This is a genomic window from Flavivirga rizhaonensis (assembly GCF_004791695.1).
GTDB lineage: Bacteria > Bacteroidota > Bacteroidia > Flavobacteriales > Flavobacteriaceae > Flavivirga > Flavivirga rizhaonensis.
Window position 1 is genome coordinate 87,801 of the sequence record NZ_SRSO01000004.1, and the last position, 23,991, is coordinate 111,791.

Here is a 23,991-nt window from a genome sequence, read left to right on the forward strand (position 1 = left end):
ATTTTATATCATTTTTTATATGATACAACATTGTATTTCCTATATTTGAATATCTAATTTATTAACGAACTTTAAGAACGAAAAACACGATATGTATAATTGTGTTTTTGTGTCAAATTAAAAATATCTAAATGAAATTATTACAAGGAAAAACAGCCATAGTTACAGGTGCTAGTCGTGGAATTGGTAAAGGAATTGCGAAAGTTTATGCAGAACAAGGTGCCAATGTAGCATTTACATATAGTTCTTCTGTAGAAGCTGCAAATGCATTAGAAGCAGAATTAAATGCCCTGGGCATAAAAGCAAAAGGATATCAAAGTAATGCAGCAAGTTTTGATGATGCTCAAAAACTAGCTGATGAAGTTGTTTCAGAATTTGGATCTATCGATATTTTAGTAAATAACGCAGGTATCACAAAGGATAACTTATTAATGCGTATTAGTGAAGAAGACTTTGATACCGTTATAGAAGTTAACTTAAAGTCTGTTTTTAATATGACAAAAGCAGTACAGAGAACTATGTTAAAACAACGTAAAGGTTCCATTATAAACATGAGTTCTGTAGTTGGAGTTAAAGGAAATGCCGGACAAACTAATTATGCAGCTTCAAAAGCAGGAATTATTGGGTTTTCTAAATCGGTTGCCTTAGAACTAGGTTCAAGAAACATAAGAAGTAATGTAGTTGCTCCAGGGTTTATTGAAACAGAAATGACAGCAAAGTTAGATGAAGAGATTGTTAAAGGATGGCGTGCTGGAATCCCTTTAAAACGCGGAGGAACACCAGAAGATATAGCAAATGTTTGTGTGTTTTTAGGCAGTGATATGAGTGCTTATGTAACGGGGCAGACTCTAAATGTTGATGGAGGTATGCTGACTTAAATTTTAGATTTACGAATCACGATTTTTGAATTCTAAAATCAGTAACCTTAAATGCAAACAGAAACTCTTATTTATATCATACTCGCTGGAATAGGAGCTATTTTATTAGCCTTATTCCAGTATTACAATAAAAAGAAAAGCATGTCTAAATTAAACATGCTTTTTTCTTTTTTAAGATTTCTTAGTATTTTTTCTATTCTTCTATTACTTATAAATCCAAAGTTTGAACAACTTAGTTTTTTTGTTGAAAAGCCTAACCTGGTGGTCGCTATAGATAACTCAAGTTCTATAAAACACCTAAATCAAGATACTCAAGCCATTAGTTTAGTTGAAAAATTATCCAATAATGATAAATTAAATGATAAATTCAATATAGATCTATATACATTTGGAGAATCACTTAAAGCTTCAGATTCAACTACTTTCTTTGAAAACCAAACAAATATAAATAATGCTTTTAAGCAATTATCTCAGATATACAGGCAAACTACAGCTCCTACAGTAATAATTTCAGACGGTAATCAAACCTATGGTAACGATTATCAATTTGCAACATCAACATACAAACAAAACATTTTTCCAATAATATTGGGAGATACCGTAACATATACCGATTTAAAAATCCAGCAATTAAATGTAAATAAGTATGCCTATTTAAAAAACAGATTCCCTATTGAAGCCATACTAGTCTACAATGGAAATAATGCTATAAGTTCTCGCTTTATAGTAACAAAGGGCAATGCAACTGTTTATTCTGAATCAATACGTTTTTCAAAAGAAAACAACTCTAAGATTGTTAACTTTACATTGCCAGCAAATGGAGTTGGTGTGAGTAGCTATAGAGCAACAATTGTTCCTATAGACCATGAAAAAAACAAGATTAATAACTCTAAAAACTTTGCCGTAGAAGTTATCGATCAGAAAACAAAAATTGCTATTGTAAGTGATTTTCCACATCCAGATTTAGGAACTTTTAAAAAAAGCATAGAAAGTAATGAGCAACGCTCAGTTACATTTTTAAACTCAAAAGAAATTTTGAATCAAATAAATGATTTTCAATTAATTATAATTAATCAGCCAAATTATAAGTTTAAGGAATTATTTGATATTTTAAAAAAAGATAATAAGAACTATTTTACTATTATAGGAACAAAATCTGATTTAAATTTTATAAATAATAATAAACTAGGATTCACATACGAAATAACAAATCAAACCGAAAGTTATCAAGCAGAGTTGAATACCAATTACACACCTTTTATAGTTGATGATATTAATTTTGAATTATTCCCTCCTTTAAATTCAAATTACGGATTAGTATCATTTACAATACCATTCGAGTCTATTTTAAATAAAAGCATCAATGGAATTTCGACAAATGAACCGTTATTAGTAACCTATGAAACCAATGGTAGGAGAGAAGGTGTTCTATTTGGTGAAAACATTTGGCAATGGAGAGCACAGAGCTACATTAACAATAAATCATTTAATCAATTTGATGACTTTATAGGAAAACTTGTCCAGTACCTAGCTTCAAACAAAAGAAAAGATCGATTAAATATTGATTATGAATCTTTTTATAATGGCAGTAGTAATATTATAATAAAAGCTGAATTTTTCGATAAAAACTACATTTTCGACGCGCGAGAAACACTTAACATTTCAGTAACAGATGAAACCTCAAAAGAAACCAAAACATTTCCGCTTATTCTTAAAAACAATAACTTTCAAGTAGATTTAAGTAGTTTACCACCTTCAGAATATAATTTTACGGTAAGTGCAACCAATGATAAAGTATCTAAATCTGGGAGCTTTCAGGTTTTAGAATATAATGTAGAACAACAATTTTTAAATGCCAATGTAACAAAGTTGCAACAGTTAGCTACTAACAGTGAGGGTAAAAGTTATTTTATTGACAATACAGAAAGCTTAATAAACGATTTATTAAATGACAATCGTTTTGTATCCATTCAAAAAAGCCATAAAAATATCATACCTTTGATAGATTGGAAATATCTACTCATTATACTAGCTTTAAGCTTGGGTTTAGAGTGGTTTATTAGAAAATATAACGGATTAATTTAAATAAAAATAATAATGGAAAAATTACCAAAAATTGCATTACCCGCAATTATTGCTACAATAGTACTTGTTGTAATATTAGCAAAATCTGCTGTAACTATAGATTCTGGTGAAGCAGGTGTCTTGTTTAAGACCTTTGGAGAAGGAGTTGTAACTAGTGAGCCACCAATGGCAGAAGGATTTCATATAGTAGCACCTTGGAATAAGGTTTATGTTTATGAAGTACGTCAACAAGAACTTTTTGAAAAAATGAAAGTACTATCTTCAAATGGATTAGAAATTCAAATTGATGCTTCAGCTTGGTACGAGCCTGTTTATAAAGACCTTGGTAATTTACACCAGTCTCTTGGGCAGAACTATTTGCAACGCGTTATACAGCCAGCCATTCGTTCTGCTGCGCGAAGTGTTGTTGGACGTTACACCCCAGAACAACTATATTCAAGTAAACGTGACGCTATTCAAGATGAAATTTACGAAGAAACCAAAAAGATATTGGAAAAGCAATATGTCCAATTAAATGAAGTATTAGTTAGAGATGTTACATTGCCCAATACAATTAAAGATGCTATCGAACGTAAATTAAAGCAAGAACAAGAATCTCTAGAATATGAATTTAGATTGGTTACTGCTGCTAAAGAAGCGGAGAAAGTAATTATTGAAGCTGAAGGAAAAGCAGAATCAAACAGAATTTTAAGCGCGTCTTTAACAGATAAAATTTTACAAGATAAAGGTATTGATGCCACTATGAAATTAGCAGAATCTCCAAATAGCAAGGTGATTGTTATTGGTTCTGGCGATAGCGGATTACCTATTATACTTGGGAATCAATAAAAATAATCTTCTCAATAATTATAAACAGTAATTACACTTTTATGTAGTTACTGTTTTTTTATTAAAAAGACTTCGGAAATAACAGCTAATTCATCAGAAGTCAGCGAGGAAGTTTCCTTTAATTTCTTCACAAAAACGGGAACTTCTTCTTTACTTGCCGGGCATCCTAAATTTTGACCGTTAGCATCAAAAGAATCTACTAAGAGTTCTCCTTTATTATTAAAAATCAACCAAAACGGAATACCTGATTTGTCTCCCTTATACTGTTTTAGTATATCCTCAGCTCCCACATTTTCTAAATGTTTGTTTTTTTTAGACTCTTTGACTACCAAGTGCTCAATAACATAATTTTTATCAAACAAATCTTTACATCTAGAATCATTCATCTTTTCATCCATTTTTTTACACCATCCACACCAAGACGCATGAAAAATCACAAAAACATTTTTATTACCATCTTTAGCATGCAAACTTGCACTTTTAAGAATTTTTTCGGCACTTTCTTGAGCAAAAGTATCATTATGACTAATAAAAAAAATAGCTATACAAAGTAAAATGGATTTTAATTTCATAATTATGCATTAGATTAATTTATTCGTTAAAATTAAATAAATTTTAAAGTCTATTTAATAATAATAATTAAATTTTCAAACTATAATTTGGAACTATAACTATAAATTATAGATATTTGCAGAAATAAAAGAAAACATGAAATTTATTCAATTACATCACCATTTTCATATTTGCTCTCAAGCGAACTGAAAATGTATTGAATAAAATCAACATATTTTTAAAACCCGTTTGAGACAATCAAACGGGTTTTTTAATTTAAATTCCAAAATTGATTGTTTCAAACTCATAAAAACAACAAAATGAGTAAATTAAGAATTGCAGTACAAAAATCGGGTCGTTTAAATGAAGATTCGATGAGAATTTTAAAAGATATTGGTATTTCTATCGATAATGGAAAAGATCAATTAAAAGCATCAGCCAGAAACTTTCCTGTAGAAGTATTTTACTTAAGAAACGGAGACATTCCTCAATATCTAAAGGATGGGGTAGTAGATGCGGCTATTATTGGTGAAAATGTTCTAATAGAAAAAGGTAACGGTATTCGAGTTGCTGAAAAATTAGGATTCTCTACTTGCAGAGTTTGTATTGCAGTACCAAAGTCTGTAGACTATAAAGGGATACAAGATTTAGAAGGAAAGCGTATTGCTACCTCTTATCCAAACACCGTTAAAAGTTATTTAGAAAAGAATAACATTTCTGCTAATCTTCATATTATCAATGGATCGGTAGAAATTGCGCCAAATATTGGACTAGCCGACGCCATATGCGATATCGTTTCCAGTGGTAGCACCTTATTTAAGAACAACTTAAAAGAGGTAGAAATGATCTTAAAATCGGAAGCAGTATTAGCTGTTTCTCCACTTCTTAACGAAGAAAAACAGGCCATTCTTGATAAGATTCAGTTTAGAATTCAATCTGTATTAAAAGGGCGCCAATCTAAGTATATTTTATTGAATGCACCGAATGAAAAAATTCAAGATATCATTAATGTACTTCCTGGTATGAAGAGTCCAACAGTTTTACCGTTAGCACAAGAAGGTTGGAGTTCTGTTCACTCAGTTATAAATAAAAATGAATTTTGGGATGTTATTGATGAATTAAAGAATAACGGTGCTGAAGGTATTTTAGTTTGTCCTATTGAAAAAATGGTTCTTTAATGCTGAACTTGTTTCAGTATCTTTTAAATTGATACGATATGCAAATTATAGACAATCCAAATAAAAGCAGCTGGACAACCATATTAAAACGTCCTACACAGACAGTCGACGATATAGAGACCACTGTGAATAAGATATTCAATGACGTACGCCAAAAAGGAGACGAGGCTATTAAAGACTATACGTCTCGTTTTGACGGTGTTGATTTACAATCAAATATAGTTACCAAAGAAGAAATTGAAGACGCTATTAAAAATGTCCCTGAGAAGCTTCAAAACGCCATTAAAAAGGCTAAGAAAAATATTGAAGCATTTCATGTAGCCCAAAAGACTTCTAAAGTAGACATTGAAACGACCAACGGTGTACAATGCTGGCAGGAAAAACGCCCCATTGTAAAAGTAGGCCTATATATCCCTGGAGGCACAGCACCTTTATTTTCAACTGTTTTAATGCTAGCAGTTCCTGCTCAAATTGCAGGTTGTGAAGAAATTGTGTTATGTTCTCCTCCAAATAAAGAAGGTAAATTAGCTCCAGAAATTCTTTTTGCTGCGCAGCTTTGTGGCGTTACAAAAATCATTAAAGTAGGAGGGATACAAGCCATTGCAGGATTAACTTTTGGAACCGAAACGATTCCACAAGTCTATAAAATTTTTGGACCAGGAAATCAATTTGTTACTGTTGCAAAACAACTCGCTACAAAATTTGGAGTAGCTATAGATATGCCCGCAGGACCAAGTGAATTATTAGTAGTTGCAGACCATAGTGCCAATGCAACATACATTGCTTCAGATTTATTGAGTCAAGCAGAACACGGTACAGATAGTCAGGTTATTCTAGTTTCTACTTCTAAAAATTTAATTAGTGCCGTTTCAGATGAAGTCGAAAAACAAATTAAGGAACTACCAAGACAAGCCATTGCAGAAAAAGCCATTGTGAACTCTAAACTAATCTATATAGAAAACAATGAATTAGCTCTTGATTTAATCAATGAATACGGACCAGAACATTTTATTATATGCACAAAAAATGAGGATTTCTATGTAAATGGGATAGCAAATGCAGGCTCTATTTTTATAGGTGATTACACACCAGAAAGTGCAGGTGACTATGCTTCTGGAACAAATCATACACTGCCAACAAATGGATTCTCTAAAGCTTATTCTGGAGTAAATCTAGATAGTTTTTTAAAGAGTATGACCTTTCAAAAGATATCGAAAGACGGCTTATTAAACATCGGTGAAACCATAGAATTAATGGCAGAAGCCGAAGGTTTACAAGCACATAAAAACGCAGTGTCAATTAGATTAAAGGATTTAAAATAATTTTGTCATTCCTGCGATATGTACTGAACTTGTTTCAGTAAGACAGAAACCTCATGAACTAAGTTCATAAAATAACTATGAAAACAACAAATTTCAATATAGACAAGTTAACACGTGCTACCGTTAAGGCTCTAAAACCTTATTCGTCTGCGAGGGATGAATTTCAAGGTAATAGTGATGCTATGGTGTTTTTGGATGCCAATGAAAACCCCTTTAACAATGGCGTAAACCGTTATCCGGATCCACAACAAGGGGACTTGAAGACGATGCTTTCTGAAATAAAAAATATTAATTCTAAAAACATTCTCTTAGGAAATGGAAGCGATGAGGTCCTCGACCTCATTTTCAGAGCATTTTGCGAGCCAAACAAAGATAATATTATCATATTACCACCAACGTATGGTATGTATAGTGTATTAGCAAATATTAATGCAGTCGGTATTAAAGAAGTGCAGCTATCAAACAGTTTTCAGCCACAAGTTGAAACCATATTAAATGTAGTAGATGAAAGTAGTAAAATTCTTTTCTTATGTTCACCAAACAACCCTACAGGTAATAGCTTTTCAAACCAATCAATAGAAGAATTATTAAATAAATTTGAAGGGATTGTTGTTATTGATGAAGCTTATATCGATTTTTCTAAAGAAGATAGTTGGATAGATCGCTTAGAGGAATTTCCAAACTTGGTCGTCACTCAAACGTTGTCTAAAGCTTACGGAATGGCAGGAATTAGGCTGGGAATCTGCTATGCATCAACAGAGATTATTTCTATTTTAAATAGAATAAAGCCGCCATATAATGTTAATGAACTAACGCAGCAAAAAGCCATTAAACAATTAAGCATCAAGGGTTTAGCGGTAAATCAAATCAATAGTATTTTAGAAGAGCGTACACTGTTAATATCAGCATTAGAATCTGTTAGCTATATTTCAAAAATCTACCCATCTGATGCCAATTTTGTTTTAGTAAAAGTTGATGATGCGGTAAAACGTTATGATCAGCTAATAGACAAAGGGATTGTTATAAGAAACAGAACCACGCAACCAGGATGTGAGAATTGTTTAAGATTAACCGTTGGGACATCTGAAGAGAACAAGATATTAATAAACACTTTAAAATCAATATAATGCAAAAGGTCCTTTTTATAGATCGTGATGGCACTATTATCAGAGAACCCGCTGATGAGCAAATAGATTCATTAGATAAATTAGAATTCTACCCTAAAGTATTTCAATATTTAGGTAAAATAGCTAAAGAATTAGACTATGAAATCGTCATGGTTACAAATCAAGATGGATTAGGAACGGAAGCGTTTCCAGAAACTGATTTTTGGCCTATTCATAATTTCATTATTAAATGTTTTGAAGACCAAGGCATTGTTTTTAAAGAACAGTTTATAGACAGAACCTTTGCAAAAGACAATGCGCCAACAAGAAAACCTAATACAGGGTTACTAACAAAGTATTTTTCTGATGATTACGACCTGGAAAGCTCGTTTGTAATAGGCGATAGGCTTACAGACATAGAATTAGCAAAAAATTTAGGAGCTAAAGGTATTTTCATAAATGATGAAACTCATTTAGGAACCGATGAAATTACTGTAAAAAGAGAGCAGTTAGATCCATATATCGCATTAGAAAGCAATGATTGGGAGGCCATCTATACCTTCTTGAAAACCAGCGCCCGTACAGGAGAAATTATTAGAAATACTAATGAAACCAAGATAGCCATTCAGGTAAATCTGGATGGAACGGGTAAAAGTGATATTAATACCGGTCTTGCCTTTTTTGATCATATGTTAGATCAAATAGCGCGTCACGGACAATTAGACCTTAACATAAAAGTTGATGGTGATTTGGAAGTTGATGAACATCACACGATTGAAGATACTGCCATTACACTAGGCGAGTTATTTAACACCGCTTTGGGTAATAAACTTGGCATTGAACGCTATGGGTTTTGTTTACCTATGGACGATTGTTATGCACAAGCAGCTATTGATTTTGGTGGAAGAAACTGGCTTGTTTGGGAAGCAGATTTTAAGCGTGAAATGATTGGCAAAATGCCAACAGAAATGTTTTACCATTTCTTTAAATCGTTTACAGATGGTGCTAAATGTAATTTAAACATTAAAGCCGAAGGGCAAAACGAACATCATAAAATAGAGGCCATTTTTAAAGCATTTGCAAAAGCTATAAAGATGGCAGTAAAGCGTGATGTTGAGAAAATGATTTTACCAAGCACAAAAGGAGTTTTATAAATCATAAAAAATTAAATCCCAAAAAGAACTAATTAAAGCAAAATTAAAGATTTGAAACTTGTAATTATTAATTACGGAGCAGGAAACATTAAAAGCATTCAATTTGCCTTTAAACGTTTAGGAATTGATGCCATTTTATCAAACGATCCCGATGAAATTTTGGCAGCAGATAAAATTATTTTCCCTGGTGTTGGAGAAGCAAGTTCAGCAATGGCTATGTTACAAAACAGTGGATTAAACAAACTCATCCCTACCTTAAAACAGCCCGTTTTAGGCATTTGCCTAGGCATGCAGTTACTATGTGAATCGACCGAAGAAGGAAACACTAAAGGTCTTGGAATATTTAGAACTAAAGTAAAACGTTTTACAAATGATGTAAAAGTCCCTCAAATGGGATGGAATGTTATTAAAGACTTAAAATCTGATTTGTTTTCTGGAATTAAAGAAAATGAATATATGTATTTAGTACATAGTTATTATGCAGAACATTGTGGTGAAACTATTGCAAAAACGGATTATGGTATTAATTATGCCTCAGCTTTACAGCACGATAATTTTTATGGTGTGCAATTTCACCCAGAAAAGAGTAGTTTAGCAGGAGCAAAAATTTTACAAAATTTTTTAGATTTATGATTTTTAGATTGATAAAATAAAAGAAGTAGTTAAAAATATTTGATATGTCACAACTGAGCATTCCTGAATAACAAAATATATTTTGTTATGAAAGTAGCAAGTATAGCTTGTCGAAGTGTCTCTGTTAAAAAATAAGTATTAATTAAAAAATTCCTGACTTTTCAGGAAATGTTATGAGAATTATACCAGCAATAGATATAATAGACGGAAAATGTGTTCGATTAACCAAAGGAGATTACGGCACTAAAAAAGTATATAATGAAAATCCTTTGGAAGTTGCCAAGATGTTTGAAGCTTCTGGCATCCAACATTTACACTTAGTAGATTTAGATGGTGCTAAGGCAAAACATATTGTAAACTATAAAGTACTTGAGCAAATAGCATCTAAAACTAGTCTTAAGATTGATTTTGGTGGCGGATTAAAAACAAACGAAGATCTACACATTGCTTTTAATTCTGGTGCAAAACAGATTACAGGAGGCAGTATTGCTGTTAAAGATCCAGAAACTTTTGAAGGTTGGATTAATAAATATGGCGCCGAAAAAATCATTCTAGGGGCAGATAGTAACAATGGAAAAGTCTCGATTAGTGGTTGGATGGAGCAAAGTAAAGAAGATGTCATTCCGTTTATTAAATCATATCAAAAGAAAAGTATAAAATATGTTATTTGTACAGATATTTCAAAAGATGGGATGCTTGAAGGCCCATCCATAGAATTGTATAAACAAATCATTTCAGAATGCTCAAATAGTAGTAGTGATCAATCGATAAAGTTAATAGCTTCTGGTGGGATATCATCTATTGAAGAATTGCCAGTCTTAAAAGAAATTGGTTGTGAAGGGGTTATTATTGGCAAAGCCATATACGAAAATAGAATAAGCCTATTCGAACTAGAAAAATTTGTGTAAAAAGGAAATAGAAGTGCTATAAATGTCACACTGAGCATTCCTGAATAACAAAATATATTTTGTTATGAAAGTAGCAAGTATAGCTTGTCGAAGTGTCTCATTCAAATAAAATTATAATTAATTAAGATTCCTGCTTTCGCAGGAAAAACAACTATGTTAACAAAAAGAATCATACCCTGCTTAGACATTAAAGATGGGAGAACAGTTAAAGGTGTCAATTTTGTTGATTTACGTGATGCTGGAGATCCAGTAGAACTGGCAAAACAATATGCAGACATTGGAGCAGATGAATTAGTGTTTCTTGATATTTCGGCAACACTTGAAGATCGTGCAACCACCTTAGATATGGTATTACATGTAGCAGAACAAGTAAATATTCCTTTTACAGTTGGAGGAGGCATATCTTCTGTAGAAGATGTCGATGCCCTGTTACAATGTGGAGCAGATAAAGTGTCGATAAATTCATCAGCTGTTAAAAGACCAGATTTGGTCAATGAATTATCGGATAAATTTGGAAGTCAATGTGTTGTTGTTGCCATAGATGCCAAAGAAGTTGATGGACAATGGAAAGTATATTTAGCAGGTGGAAGTATTCCCACCGAAATTGATTTATTTGAATGGGCAAAAGAAGTTGAAGAACGTGGTGCAGGAGAAATTTTGTTTACATCAATGAACCATGATGGTACTAAAAATGGATTTGCGAATAAAGCTTTAGCCAGATTATCTGAAGAATTAAATATTCCAATTATAGCCTCTGGCGGTGCTGGAAACATACAACATTTTATAGATACCTTTAAAGAAGGAAAATCTGATGCAGCCTTGGCAGCTAGTGTGTTTCATTTTGGTGAAATACCAATTCCAGACTTAAAAAAAGATTTAAAAGCAAATAATATTGAAGTACGACTATAATCCCCTTGCCCCAAAGGAGAATTTATTACGAGTAAAAAATTAAAGTTATGATAAATAAAAAAGATATAAATATTATTTCTCCCCCTTGGGGGGAGTTAGAGGGGGCTCTCGTCCCAGCAATCATACAAGACGCTACAACAAAAAATGTATTAATGTTAGGCTATATGAACGAAGAAGCCTATCAAAAAACAATTGAAACCAAGCAGGTTACTTTTTTTAGTAGAAGCAAGCAACGTTTATGGACTAAAGGTGAGGAAAGTGGAAATTTTCTAAATCTAGTTGATATAAAAAATGATTGCGATAACGACACCCTTTTAATACAAGTGAATCCTGTAGGTCCTACATGCCACAAAGGAACAGATACCTGTTGGAAAACCGAGAATACATCAACTTACGGTTTTTTCTCTACTTTAGAAGATGTTATTACAGAGCGTGTTTCAAATAAAAACACTAAAAAATCGTATGTAGCAAGCTTATTTGACAAAGGTATCAATAAAGTAGCTCAAAAAGTAGGAGAGGAGGCCGTAGAGACCGTTATTGAAGCTATGGACAACAATGATGATCTGTTTTTATATGAATCTGCAGATTTATTATTTCACTATTTAATGCTGTTGCAAGCTAAAGGATTTACATTAAAAGACATAGAGAAAGAATTAAAAGGAAGACACAAATAATTAAAATTTATTATATTTACTCTATAATTTAAATTATTGCACCCATGAACCTACAAAAAACAATCCTATCGTTATTATTTTTCATAATAGCCTCATCAGTTACATTTGCTCAGCAAGATGTTGATAGCCAGATAAATGACTTGATTAAGAAAGATAATGTTATGTTGACAGAAAATGATAAATCATTAAAACTAACAGAGGAACAAACATTAAAACTTAAGGAAGCTTATAAAAAACTCGTTCTTTTTGAAAATGACTTACCTAGATCAAAGAAAAAAAAAAAAGAAGCATACAGAGAAGCTATGACACCTATACTTAGCGAAACAATGGCTTATAAAAGAAGTTTATTAACTTCAAAACAATTAGCTGCTTACAATGCTTACGATGCTAGATAGCATTCATTAATTAAAAATATTAATAAGAGGCTGTCTGAAAAGTGGTTAATCTTGTCATCCAGAGCAACGCGAAGAATTTTATTTCACTCATAATCAGAGTCATATATTTTAAAGAGATTCTTCATTCCATTCAGAATGACACTTTTTAGACAGCCTCTTTGTTTTATAAATCATAATCTTTTTTCTGTTTTATTACGTAAATTATTTATTGATAACCCCAAACTCTATTAATTAATGAGAGCTTATTTTAATATAAAAAGGAACACACTTCTTTTTTGTTTAACACTTTGCATGTATTCTTGCTTTGAAGATTCAGAAGACTTACAAATCTTTGTCAATTCAGAATTAAGCCCCACAGATTCTAATAACCCTAATCCTTTTATGGGTGCTATGCCTCCTATAGAAACCATGTCTTATAATGAAATTCCAACGCAAAAATATATCATAGAGTTAGAAAGGTGGGACATTCCAAATGATAGAAAAGATCCTGAAAAGACAACTGATAATATTCAAAAAGCTATCGATTGGGCCGTGTCAGAAGGGTACGGACAGATTTGTTTGCCTGAAGGTCATTATTTGATTGGTAAGTATGGTAATGATATTTATCAGGCTGGTATAGAACTAAAAAGCAATATGGCATTTTTATTAGATCAAAATACTATTATAGAAATGGCTCCTAATAACAAGTGGAATTACTGTGCTATTGCAGTAACAGAAAAGGCTCATGTGGTTATTTCTGGAGGAACTATTTTAGGAGACAAAGAAAACCATGAGTACACACCTAGAAAAAATGATGGATCAACGGTTCATGATGAAGGCCATTTAATTTGTATTCAGAATGAAAGTGAATATGTAACTGTAGAGAATGTCACTTTAGGAAAAGCAAATGGAGATGCTATTCTTTTAGTAGGTCAAAAGGGCGCAGGTTCTTCAGTAAAACATATTGATATTAGAAGGAATAATATGGTTGATAACCGCAGACAAGGGGTTTCAATTGTTGGTGGTACAGATATTTTAATAGAAAACAACGAAATTCATCATACCAAAGGCACCTCTCCTCAATTTGGAATTGATGTAGAAAGCTTAAGCTATAACAGTCAAGATATAACCATAAGAAATAATTATTTTCACCATAACCGAGGAGGCGATATTGTGAATACAGATGGAAAAAATGTAATTATTGAAAACAATATTTTACTGCAAGGAGAAGAAAGTCAATATATTGATGGACCTATAGTTTATTGGAAAAAGGGAGACCTAACTATTAGAAATAACAATATTACCATGACTACAGTTTCAGTTAACAACTGGAATGGTATTATAATGTACTCTAACGATAGTCCAAAAACAAACCCAGCTACAACTTATATTTATGATAACACCTGTAACAACTGTGGGTTTTACATGTATAAAGGAGCCGATTTAGTAGTCAGGGATAATTATCTCAAAAATGGACATCTGGTATTTAAAGAAATGACAAATCTAACATTAGAAAATAATAAGGTAGAACATCCACAAAAGTGCTGGGCATATCGTTTTCTGGAAGTTTCAGGAAGCGCTAGTGGCAATACATATAATGGAGAAGCTTTCGATATTCCATTACAGCCAAATACACCTTGGGATGGATGCTGGATAAACTAAACCATTATTCCTGTCTACCAACAGTTACAGTGTATCCACAAATATTGCTCCCTAAACAGTAATATAATAATATTAAAGAAAAAGCTACATCGTGATGATATGTTAATAGTATCTATCAGGTAGAAACCCCTTTTGAGCAGGTTGTTCCCTCCTAAATAGATGATTATAAGATTTAAAAAAGGGCCTAAGGTGCTCGTTAAGAAATGACCATCAGGCAAGCCCTGACCCTTCGTAAATATTAAATCAATGATTTTCAAGTGTTTGTCATTTCGACAGAGTGAAGAATGAGCCTTTCGACTTTAGTTTATGCTGAGCGTAGTCGAAGTACTCAAGATAAACTTTCGAGAAATCTCATAAGGATGAAATTCCTCCTCAATAGCTACGCTATATACGTTCAAGTAAAATATATTTTATATTGAAGATACCTAGCGAAGCTTAACGAAATGCTATTAAAAACTATGGTTTAATAATGTCTTCGACTTTAGTTTATACTGAGCATAGCCTAAGTACTCAGACTGACATTTAGCTACCAATAGGCAGGCCCAAGGCTTAGCCTCGAAGATTAATTAGTAAGTTAGCTTATAAAAGCCACCCTTTTGCTTTAGATTTTCTGGAAAACCCAAGAAAAACAAATGCAAAAACTAGTATCATAATAGTCATGACTAAATTTATGATCTGGCCACTAATAAAAGCATATCCCATTTGGATAATAACTGCGATTAATGAAATCATCCAAAAAAGTGTGGCCCATTTCTTTCTTAATAAAAGCCCAATAGCGCCAATAACACCCGCAAAAACTGTAATGGCGAATGAGGCAGTAATCCATGATGGAGCACTTGCTGCTATTTCAAGTTCTTCAGTCGAAAATGAATTACGATATCTTTCTATATTATAAGCTTGTCCTAATTATCCATCTACACCGAGACCATTCCAAATAAGAACAATAACACTTACTATCCAGAACTAAACAGGTGGTTTATTAGTTGATGTTTTAGTCATAATTATGAGTGTTTAGTTAGTTAATTAGATATACAAGTTATAAATTTTTTGTCACAATTAATAAACAACGTATTTTTCGAATCAGATTTAATATTAAAAAATGAAAAAATATTTTTACGTTTTTACTATCCAATATTTAGGATATCGTTTTCACGGTTGGCAGAAGCAACCTAATGTAAAAACGCTACACTTGATGGTAGACAGAACCTTAAATTTTATTCTCGAAGGCAAGCGGTTTAAGAGTTTAAGTTCTGGGAGAACTGATGCGATGGTATCTGCTGAAAATGCTGCCTTTGAGTTGTTTCTATTTGAACCAATTGAAGATGAAGACGCTTTTTTAGATCTGTTTAATCACAACCTACCACAAGATATAAGAGCAACCAGTATACGGGAAGTAGACGCTGAATTCAATATAATAAATCACTCAAAAATTAAAGAGTATCTCTATTTATTTACCTGTGGCGAGAAATGCCACCCGTTTTGTGCGCCAATAATGACGACTATCCTTGACAATCTGGACATCAACCTTATGAAGCAAGGTGCAAAACTTTTTCAAGGAGAGCACTACTTTAAATCTTACTGTTATAAACCTACAGACCATGGTATTTACAATAGAGAAATCCTATTATGTGAGTTAGTAGAAAACACCATGTATTCAGCCAATTATTTCCCTAAAAACACCTATTTATTAAGAGTGAGAGGTAAAGGATTTATGCGAAATCAGATACGATTAATGATGGGAACACTAATCGATTTGGGAAAAGGTAAATTATCTATAGAAGACATAAAAACAAGCCTATTGCCCAGTAGTGAAACAAAAATGGCGTATATAGCTCCAGCATCAGGGCTAATTCTTAACAAGATTGAATTTGAATAATAAAGTGATTTTTGTAATTTACCTCACATTATTTAAATGATTAGCCTAATTTTAACATTAATAATCAACTTTCAAAAGACGCAATAAGCATGAGTGTAACAGTTCCAAAAGAAACATTAGATTTTTTCAGAAAATTAGAAAAAAACAACAATAGAGATTGGTTTAATGAACGAAAGAAAGAATTCAAAAGCATAGAAGCAGAAGTTAAACAAGTCTACAACACAATTTTCAATGCTCTTAATACACATGATGAAATCGATAAGGTAAAAATGTTTAGAATTTATAGAGATGTGCGTTTTTCAAAAAACAAAGATCCTTATAAAACACATTTTGGTGGTTCGTTTCATAGAACCAAGCCAAGATTAAGAGGCGGATATTATCTTCATATTCAACCCAATAATGAAAGTTTTATTGCTACGGGTTTTTGGGAACCAGCTCCAGCCGATTTATTACGAATTAGAAAAGAATTTGAAATGGATGATAGTGAAATTCGTGAAATCTTAGCAAATAAAAAGTTTAATAGTGTGTGGGGTGACACATTTGTTGGAGACGAGGTGAAAACTGCCCCAAAAGGTTTTAATAAAGAGCATAAAGCCATTGATCTTATAAAAAAGAAGCAATATATATTTACTAAGAAGTATACAGACAAAGAAGTTTTAGATACTAATTTTATAAAAGATGTAAACGAATCATTTAAGGCTATTAGACCTTATTTTGATTACATGAGCGATGTACTTACTACAGATTTAAATGGCGTGTCTTTAATTTAGGCTTGCGTTTGGTGTGGAAAAGTTCAAATTCAAGCGTTATCAATTGTTAGACTTTGCAAAAGCCGTGGTAATCTGTTTATATTTTTAGTTTAAATTCAAAAGATTACCGCGTCGATTCTCTCCTCGTAATGACAGAGTTCGTTTGAACTTTTTAGATTGATTACTTAAAACTAAACAGCAGCAAGCAATTCCGGGTTTTCTAAAAGTTGAATATTACTAAGTAAGCGTTCTTTAACAATACGCATCATTCGTTTATTTAAAGCAGACGAGTTTTGTATATATAATTGATATTCTTCAACTGTGAACTGTCCAATAATCATTCCTTTTAAAGAATTTCTAAACTTCATATCTTTTTGAATCGCATTTTCAATATAAATAATGCGCTTTTCGGTAGACAAATCATAAAAAACCGATTTATGTTTTACTACATAATTTTTAAAAACAGCAATTAATAAGTCACTTTGTAACTTTACAATAGGTCTTAAAACCAGGTTTTGAAAACGCTCATCGCTAGTCATGGTATCGTTAATAGTTGTAGAAGGTACTTCCGGGCGGATACTTTTAAGGTTAAATTGTCTGGTGTTCATAATTTAGTTTTTCATAAAAGTATAGATTATAGGGACTTAAAACGTATCACCAAATTTATAATTGTTAACGAGTTTATTAACAACAAGGCTGAAAATGAATATTTTTCAGCCTTGATTAGAGTTTTAAACCTGGCTTAAACCACCATCAACCGCTAGGTCTATACCATTTACATAAGAAGCATCATCAGAAGCCAAAAACAAAGCAGTTTTTGCGATTTCTTCAGGAACTCCAAAACGCCCCAGAGGTACCATAGCAGCAAAGTTTTTTTCGTTTTCTTCCAATACCTCTTCAGGTAAACCTAATTTTCCATAGATAGGGGTATCAATAGGTCCTGGAGCAATCGTATTGACACGAATTCCTCTGGATTTCACTTCAGAGGTTAACACCTTTGAATAAGCACGTAATGCCCCTTTACTGGCAGAATATACACTAAAACCATCGAATACTTTGTCCTTCACAATGGAACCAGTAAATAATATACTTCCACCATCATTTATATGAGGTAAAGCTTCTTTTGTAGCTAAAATAGGTCCTCTAACATTAGTATTAAAAACCTCATCATAATGATTTGTTGTAACCTCTGTAGTTGGCGCCACAGGAGCTATTCCAGCATTAAGGAATAATATATCAATATTTCCGTAAGCATTGGTGGCTTCTTTAATAAGCTTGACATTATCTTCGGGGTTTGATACATCAGCCAGAACAGTTATAAAATCTCCTTCTAGTATTTCTGCTACTTCATTTAAAGCTTCTTGTCGTCTTCCAGAGATAACAACTTTAGCACCTTCCTCTAAAAATAATTTGGCAGTAGCCAAGCCAATTCCACTATTTGCGCCAGTAATAACGGCGACTTTGTTTTTTAGTTTACTCATAGTTATATATTTTTATTTGAAACAATCGTTTCAAATAAGGTTAAAAAAAATTAAATTAATGTTTGTATAATTGTTTTTGCAATAGTTTGCAACTTGCTCTTGTTTGAGATTAGTATTCCAGCAGTTCTAAAACCTTGAATAGATGAAAATAAATACAAGGCATATTCATTTGGAGTCCTGTTAAGGTTAATGGCAGATTCTTCCTGTCCTTTACGAACCAGGTCTTCCAAAAATCCAATAAAAGAATTCTGATTAGAACATAAAAAATTTATAATAGATGGTTCCTGATTTGCCATTTCAGATGTGCAATTGGTAATCAAACAACCTTTATCATCTTTATCTTTAATAATTTCATTCAAATAATATTCAAAAAGAAGTTCTATAGCATGTAACGGATTATGAGCCTTATCTAAAGTCTCTGAAATTCTTACAAAATGTGCTTCCTTATATGATTTTAAACATTCTAAAAACAAATCCAATTTACTTCCAAAAGAGTTGTATATACTCGATCTATTAAGAGCTGTAGCGTCTACTAAGTCTTGCATGGACGTGGCATTAAATCCCTTGTCATGAAAAACATCAGTAGCCTGTTTTAAGACGAACTCTTTATTAAATGTTTCTACTTTTGGCATATCTATTTGAAATGAACGTTCCAAATATATAAAATATTTTAGATCTAATTGTTAAATTTTTGTTATTTACGATGAAACCCCTTTTTTATTTCAACTTTCCCTTTGGGGATTGAGGGAAGTATTCAGTGAACAGTCAATACATTCTAAAAATTAAAACAAGTAACTATTATTTCAATTGGTAGATTTTTTAATTCGTGTAAATTCGTGAAATTAGTATCAAAAGTTTTTAGCCCTAGTGAATTTAAATGCTCTAAAGCATATCATTTTTACTACATTTGAATCCAATAAACAAACAATGTGTATATATGAAATTTGGAAGAGTAGATAACCCAGAAATAATTGATTTTACTTTACCTGAAGATCATTTAGATACCAATAAAGTATTAAGCAAAGTAAAAGATGATAACATTCCCGAAATTTATGTAGGTTGTGCAAAATGGAATAGGGCAGACCTCAAAGGATTTTATCCAAGAGGTACCAAAGATGAGTTAGCATATTATTCAAGACAATTCAATTCCATTGAGTTAAATGCCACATTTTATAGAATTTTTCCAGCCGAACAATTTGCTAACTGGTACAATAAAACACCACCAGGGTTTAAATTTTTTCCCAAATTAAATCAGGAAATAAGTCATTGGAAACGATTAAATGACACGCAGGCAATTGTTGAGAATTATTTATACAATGCTTCTAATTTAAAAGAAAAACTGGGAACTATTTTTTTACAAATGCATAGTAATTTTGCTCCTAAGGATTTTAACAGGGTAGTGAACTTTGTAGAAAATTGGCCAAATGAAATACCGTTAGCCATTGAATTTAGACATACTAATTGGTATAATGATAAGGCAATAGCAGAGGAATTATATCAACTTTTAGAAGAAAACAATATCTCAAATGTTATTGTAGATACGGCGGGTAGACGTGATTTAATGCATATGCGCTTAACCAATGCCACTGCATTTGTTAGGTATGTAGGTGCTAATCATGACACCGATTATTCTCGTTTAGATGACTGGGCAAAACGATTAAAACTTTGGAAAGATTCTGGTATTAAGGAAATTGATTTTTTTATTCATCAAAACATAGAAAAAGAATCCCCTTTATTATCTGCTTATTTTGTAAAAAAATTAAACAACGAATTAGGCTATACACTTACTATTCCTAACGAAAGCAGACAACAAACATTGCTTTAAAATTCTTAGTTTTAAAATTATAAGCGATTTTAATAATCTATTGCATTTTATTCAAAAAATAGACTATTCATTGGTTATTTTATAAAAATTTAATACCAAAGTGTCTTATACACCTAAAAGACTGCAAAAAAAAGCAGTTTTTTATAAATTTGCTTACCTATTTTATACAATACATTAAATTTTAAAATATTTTATGAGTAAATCATTATTTGACAAAGTGTGGGATTCGCATGTTGTAAGAAAGATTGAAGGCGGACCGGACGTCTTCTTTATAGATCGTCATTTTATACACGAAGTAACAAGTCCAGTAGCATTTTTAGGTTTAAAAAACAGAGGCTTAAGCGTTCTGTATCCTGAGCGTACCTTTGCTACGGCAGATCATAATACGCCAACTATTAATCAACATTTACCTGTTGAAGACCCATTATCGGCAAATCAACTAAAAGCTTTAGAGGATAACTCTAACGAATATGGTATTAGCCATTGGGGACTTGGTCATAAAAAAAATGGTATTGTACACGTAGTAGGGCCTGAGAACGGTATTACATTTCCTGGAGCTACCATAGTTTGTGGAGATTCGCATACATCAACACATGGCGCTTTTGGTGCTATTGCCTTTGGTATTGGTACATCTGAAGTTGAAATGGTATTATCTACACAATGTATCATGCAACCAAAACCTAAAAAAATGCGCATTAATGTAAATGGGCCATTAGGAAAGGGTGTGACTCCAAAAGATGTAGCACTTTATATTATTTCAAAATTAACTACTTCTGGTGCTACAGGATACTTTGTAGAATATGCTGGTGATGTTTTTGAAAACATGACTATGGAAGGTCGTATGACTGTTTGTAACTTATCTATTGAGATGGGGGCTCGTGGCGGTATGATTGCACCGGATGAAACCACTTTCGAATATTTAAAAGACAAACCACTATCTCCAAAAGGTGAGGCTTGGGATAAAGCAGTGGCTCATTGGAAAACCTTAAAAACTGAAGAGGGAGCAACGTTTGATAAAGAATTAACGTTCTTGACCAGTGATATAGAGCCAATGATTACTTATGGTACAAATCCAGGTATGGGAATTGGTATTTCTAATAACATTCCTAATGCCGATGCTGTTGAAGGTGGTGTCGCTACTTACAAAAAATCTTTAGATTATATGGGCTATGAAGAAAACGATTCTATGCTTGGTAAAAAGATTGATTATGTATTCTTAGGAAGCTGTACTAATGGTAGGATTGAAGATTTTAGAGCATTTGCTTCAATAGTTAAAGGAAAACAAAAAGCAGATCATGTTACGGCATGGTTAGTTCCAGGTTCTCACGAAGTAGAAGGTAAAATTAAAGAAGAAGGCATTTTAGATATCATTACTGAAGCTGGATTTGTATTAAGACAACCTGGTTGTTCTGCTTGTTTAGCAATGAATGATGATAAAGTTCCTTCTGGAAAATATGCAGTAAGTACTTCTAATAGAAACTTTGAAGGGCGTCAAGGGCCTGGTTCCAGAACATTACTTGCTAGTCCGTTAGTGGCTGCAGCAGCAGCTGTTACAGGTGTAGTAACCGATCCAAGAGACTTATTATAATCCCAAAGACTTTTGAAGGATTTACATAAAATATAATTTAAAAATATTGCCAATGAATACTGGCAACTGAATACTAAAAAACATGGCTTACGATAAATTTAATATACTAACAAGCACAGCAGTTCCATTACCTTTAGAAAATGTTGATACCGATCAAATTATACCTGCTAGGTTCTTAAAAGCGACAGAGCGTAAAGGTTTTGGAGATAATTTATTTAGAGACTGGAGATATAATAGTGATAATACGCCAAAAGAAAACTTCGTACTTAATAACCCAATTTATAGTGGTAAGATTTTAGTAGGAGGAAAGAATTTTGGTTCTGGTTCTTCTAGAGAGCATGCAGCTTGGGCGGTTTATGATTATGGGTTTCGTTGTGTAGTATCTAGCTTTTTCGCTGATATATTCAAAAACAACTGTTTAAATATAGGCGTTTTACCTGTACAAGTAAGCGCTGAGTTTTCTGAGCAAATTTTTGATGCCATATATAAAGATGCTAATACAGAAATTGAAGTAAACTTACCTGAGCAAACGATTACTATAAAATCAACAGGGGCGCAAGAATCTTTTGATATTAATAGTTACAAAAAAGATAATATGCTTAATGGTTTTGATGATATTGATTATTTACAAAACATAAAAGGTGATATAGAAACATTTGCAAATGGTTTGATGCTATAAATGGCAATGAAGAAAATAGAAATAATGGATACGACATTGCGCGATGGTGAACAAACCTCGAGCGTGTCGTTTTCTGCTTCAGAGAAACTAACCATTGCAAAGCTTTTATTAGAAGAGTTAAAAGTAGACCGTATAGAAATAGCGTCTGCCAGAGTATCAGAAGGCGAACTTCAAGCTGTAAAGGATGTCACGAATTGGGCTAAGGAAAATGATTACTTACATACCGTTGAAGTACTCACGTTTGTTGATAAAGGGGTCTCAATAGATTGGATGATTGAAGCTGGTGCCAAGGTTCAAAACTTACTCACTAAAGGTTCATTAAACCATTTAACTCACCAACTTAAAAAAACACCTAATCAGCACTTTAAAGAAATTTTACGAGTAGCTTTATTAGCCAAGGAAAAAGGCATAGAAACAAATATTTATTTAGAAGATTGGAGCAATGGAATGCGTAATTCTAAAGATTATGTTTTTGAGTTTTTAGAATTTCTTTCAGCGCAACCTATAAAACGCATTATGTTACCAGATACTTTGGGAGTTATTACTCCTAAAGAATCTTACGATTTTGTAAAAGAAATCAAGGATAAATATCCAAATTTACATTTCGATTTTCATGCGCATAATGACTACGATTTAGGTGTAGCCAACGTTATGGAAGCTCTTAAAGCTGGTGCAGATGGACTTCACTTAACCATAAATGGAATGGGTGAACGTGCGGGTAACGCACCAATGTCAAGCACTATTGCAGTTATCAATGATTTTATGCCTGAAATAAAAGTTGGTGTAAATGAAAAGGTTTTATATACCGTTAGTAAGTTGGTTGAAACATTTTCCGGGGTGATGATTCCTGCTAACAAACCTGTAGTTGGTGCTAATGTATTTACACAAACGGCAGGGATACACGCCGATGGAGATAATAAAAACAATTTATATTTCAGTGATTTATTACCAGAACGTTTTGGAAGAACTCGTAAATACGCATTGGGAAAATCATCTGGAAAGGCTAATATTCAGAAGAATTTACAGGAATTGGGGCTTCAGCTTAATGATGAAGATTTAAGAAAGGTAACCCAACGTATTATTGAATTAGGTGATAAAAAACAAGTGGTTACTAAAGAAGACTTACCATATATTATCTCTGATGTTTTAGATTATACATATGAAGAAAAGGTAAAAGTTAATTCTTATGTGCTAACACATTCAAAAGGCTTAAAACCTTCTACAACTGTTTCTATAACAATAAACAACGAAACTTTTGAGGAAAATGCTTCAGGTGATGGACAATTTGATGCCTTTATGAATGCCATTAGAAATATCTTCAAGAAGAAAGACATGGTATTGCCTGGATTAATAGATTATGCCGTAAGAATACCTCCTGGGAGTCATTCTGATGCTTTGTGTGAAACCATTATAACCTGGAAAAATAAGAGCCCTGAAAAAGAGTTTAAAACACGTGGTTTAGACTCAGACCAGACAGTGTCTGCTATCAAGGCGACCGAAAAAATGCTAAACATTATTATTAACTAAGAT

General features: G+C 32.5%; 24 protein-coding genes. 20 read left to right on the forward strand and 4 right to left on the reverse strand.

The annotated features are described in order from the left end of the window. Positions 1-131 precede the first annotated feature (131 nt). Genes fabG through EM932_RS04095 form a run of 3 tightly spaced genes read left to right on the forward strand, consistent with a single transcriptional unit; the run spans position 132 to position 3,791 of the window. Complete coding sequence (fabG, locus tag EM932_RS04085) at positions 132-878, forward strand: 3-oxoacyl-[acyl-carrier-protein] reductase (protein ID WP_135875772.1); 747 nt, start codon at positions 132-134, stop codon at positions 876-878. Between the two features lie 51 nt (positions 879-929). After that, positions 930-2,963, forward strand: a complete 2,034-nt coding sequence (locus tag EM932_RS04090; protein ID WP_135875774.1) for a VWA domain-containing protein — start codon at positions 930-932, stop codon at positions 2,961-2,963. Between the two features lie 12 nt (positions 2,964-2,975). Further along, positions 2,976-3,791: a prohibitin family protein gene (locus EM932_RS04095; RefSeq protein WP_135875776.1), complete on the forward strand. Its 816-nt coding sequence runs from the start codon at positions 2,976-2,978 to the stop codon at positions 3,789-3,791. 47 nt (positions 3,792-3,838) lie between these two features. Here the strand turns inward: EM932_RS04095 and EM932_RS04100 are convergent, their stop codons facing one another. Beyond that, complete coding sequence (locus EM932_RS04100) at positions 3,839-4,363, reverse strand: thioredoxin family protein (protein ID WP_135875778.1); 525 nt, start codon at positions 4,361-4,363, stop codon at positions 3,839-3,841. 300 nt (positions 4,364-4,663) lie between these two features. Between EM932_RS04100 and hisG the strand changes: the two genes are divergently transcribed. The 13 genes from hisG (at position 4,664) to EM932_RS04165 (ending at position 16,909) form a co-directional block, all read left to right on the forward strand. Then, entirely contained in the window at positions 4,664-5,521 is an 858-nt protein-coding gene (hisG, locus tag EM932_RS04105) for an ATP phosphoribosyltransferase (protein WP_135875780.1), read from the forward strand. 38 nt (positions 5,522-5,559) lie between these two features. Further along, positions 5,560-6,843 (forward strand): histidinol dehydrogenase, encoded by a 1,284-nt coding sequence (gene hisD / locus EM932_RS04110; protein ID WP_135875782.1) that lies wholly within the window; start codon positions 5,560-5,562, stop codon positions 6,841-6,843. A 77-nt stretch (positions 6,844-6,920) separates the two neighbouring features. Beyond that, positions 6,921-7,970 (forward strand): histidinol-phosphate transaminase, encoded by a 1,050-nt coding sequence (gene hisC, locus EM932_RS04115; RefSeq protein WP_135875784.1) that lies wholly within the window; start codon positions 6,921-6,923, stop codon positions 7,968-7,970. Continuing rightward, positions 7,970-9,103, forward strand: coding sequence for a bifunctional histidinol-phosphatase/imidazoleglycerol-phosphate dehydratase HisB (hisB, locus tag EM932_RS04120; RefSeq protein WP_135875785.1), 1,134 nt, complete (start codon positions 7,970-7,972; stop codon positions 9,101-9,103). Before hisC ends, hisB begins: the two co-directional genes overlap by 1 nt. A gap of 51 nt (positions 9,104-9,154) precedes the next feature. Beyond that, entirely contained in the window at positions 9,155-9,736 is a 582-nt protein-coding gene (gene hisH / locus EM932_RS04125) for an imidazole glycerol phosphate synthase subunit HisH (protein WP_135875787.1), read from the forward strand. A gap of 173 nt (positions 9,737-9,909) precedes the next feature. Further along, positions 9,910-10,644: a 1-(5-phosphoribosyl)-5-[(5-phosphoribosylamino)methylideneamino]imidazole-4-carboxamide isomerase gene (hisA, locus tag EM932_RS04130; protein WP_135875789.1), complete on the forward strand. Its 735-nt coding sequence runs from the start codon at positions 9,910-9,912 to the stop codon at positions 10,642-10,644. 153 nt (positions 10,645-10,797) lie between these two features. Continuing rightward, on the forward strand, positions 10,798-11,553 hold the full coding sequence (hisF, locus tag EM932_RS04135) for an imidazole glycerol phosphate synthase subunit HisF (RefSeq protein ID WP_135875791.1): 756 nt from the start codon (positions 10,798-10,800) through the stop codon (positions 11,551-11,553). Between the two features lie 47 nt (positions 11,554-11,600). Continuing rightward, positions 11,601-12,227: a bifunctional phosphoribosyl-AMP cyclohydrolase/phosphoribosyl-ATP diphosphatase HisIE gene (gene hisIE, locus EM932_RS04140; RefSeq protein WP_135875793.1), complete on the forward strand. Its 627-nt coding sequence runs from the start codon at positions 11,601-11,603 to the stop codon at positions 12,225-12,227. Positions 12,228-12,271: 44 nt separating this feature from the next. Continuing rightward, the gene (locus EM932_RS04145; RefSeq protein ID WP_135875795.1) at positions 12,272-12,622 is read left to right on the forward strand and encodes a hypothetical protein; all 351 of its coding nucleotides are present in this window, start codon (positions 12,272-12,274) and stop codon (positions 12,620-12,622) included. 291 nt (positions 12,623-12,913) lie between these two features. Further along, a complete protein-coding gene (locus EM932_RS04150; RefSeq protein WP_246040886.1) occupies positions 12,914-14,263 on the forward strand; it encodes a right-handed parallel beta-helix repeat-containing protein in 1,350 nt (449 codons plus the stop codon). Between the two features lie 670 nt (positions 14,264-14,933). Further along, the gene (locus tag EM932_RS04155; RefSeq protein ID WP_135875799.1) at positions 14,934-15,158 is read left to right on the forward strand and encodes a hypothetical protein; all 225 of its coding nucleotides are present in this window, start codon (positions 14,934-14,936) and stop codon (positions 15,156-15,158) included. 204 nt (positions 15,159-15,362) lie between these two features. Then, a complete protein-coding gene (locus tag EM932_RS04160) occupies positions 15,363-16,139 on the forward strand; it encodes a tRNA pseudouridine synthase A (protein ID WP_135875801.1) in 777 nt (258 codons plus the stop codon). 89 nt (positions 16,140-16,228) lie between these two features. Beyond that, positions 16,229-16,909 carry a DUF2461 domain-containing protein gene (locus EM932_RS04165; RefSeq protein WP_135875803.1) on the forward strand — a complete coding sequence of 227 codons (681 nt, stop codon included), beginning with the start codon at positions 16,229-16,231 and terminating at the stop codon, positions 16,907-16,909. A 170-nt stretch (positions 16,910-17,079) separates the two neighbouring features. Here the strand turns inward: EM932_RS04165 and EM932_RS04170 are convergent, their stop codons facing one another. The 3 genes from EM932_RS04170 to EM932_RS04180 form a co-directional block, all read right to left on the reverse strand. Then, complete coding sequence (locus tag EM932_RS04170; RefSeq protein WP_135875805.1) at positions 17,080-17,496, reverse strand: glyoxalase; 417 nt, start codon at positions 17,494-17,496, stop codon at positions 17,080-17,082. A gap of 123 nt (positions 17,497-17,619) precedes the next feature. Then, a complete protein-coding gene (locus EM932_RS04175) occupies positions 17,620-18,369 on the reverse strand; it encodes an SDR family NAD(P)-dependent oxidoreductase (RefSeq protein ID WP_135875807.1) in 750 nt (249 codons plus the stop codon). 50 nt (positions 18,370-18,419) lie between these two features. Next, positions 18,420-19,025 (reverse strand): TetR/AcrR family transcriptional regulator, encoded by a 606-nt coding sequence (locus tag EM932_RS04180; protein ID WP_135875809.1) that lies wholly within the window; start codon positions 19,023-19,025, stop codon positions 18,420-18,422. Positions 19,026-19,306: 281 nt separating this feature from the next. On the opposite strand from EM932_RS04180, the gene EM932_RS04185 reads away from it, so the two are divergent. The 4 genes from EM932_RS04185 to EM932_RS04200 all read left to right on the forward strand — a co-directional run bounded on the left by EM932_RS04185 (position 19,307) and on the right by EM932_RS04200 (position 23,988). Next, positions 19,307-20,194 carry a DUF72 domain-containing protein gene (locus EM932_RS04185; RefSeq protein WP_135875812.1) on the forward strand — a complete coding sequence of 296 codons (888 nt, stop codon included), beginning with the start codon at positions 19,307-19,309 and terminating at the stop codon, positions 20,192-20,194. A gap of 193 nt (positions 20,195-20,387) precedes the next feature. Further along, the gene (gene leuC / locus EM932_RS04190) at positions 20,388-21,782 is read left to right on the forward strand and encodes a 3-isopropylmalate dehydratase large subunit (protein ID WP_135875814.1); all 1,395 of its coding nucleotides are present in this window, start codon (positions 20,388-20,390) and stop codon (positions 21,780-21,782) included. Between the two features lie 82 nt (positions 21,783-21,864). Then, entirely contained in the window at positions 21,865-22,461 is a 597-nt protein-coding gene (gene leuD, locus EM932_RS04195) for a 3-isopropylmalate dehydratase small subunit (RefSeq protein ID WP_135875816.1), read from the forward strand. Next, positions 22,462-23,988, forward strand: coding sequence for an alpha-isopropylmalate synthase regulatory domain-containing protein (locus EM932_RS04200; RefSeq protein WP_135875817.1), 1,527 nt, complete (start codon positions 22,462-22,464; stop codon positions 23,986-23,988). Positions 23,989-23,991 lie beyond the last annotated feature (3 nt).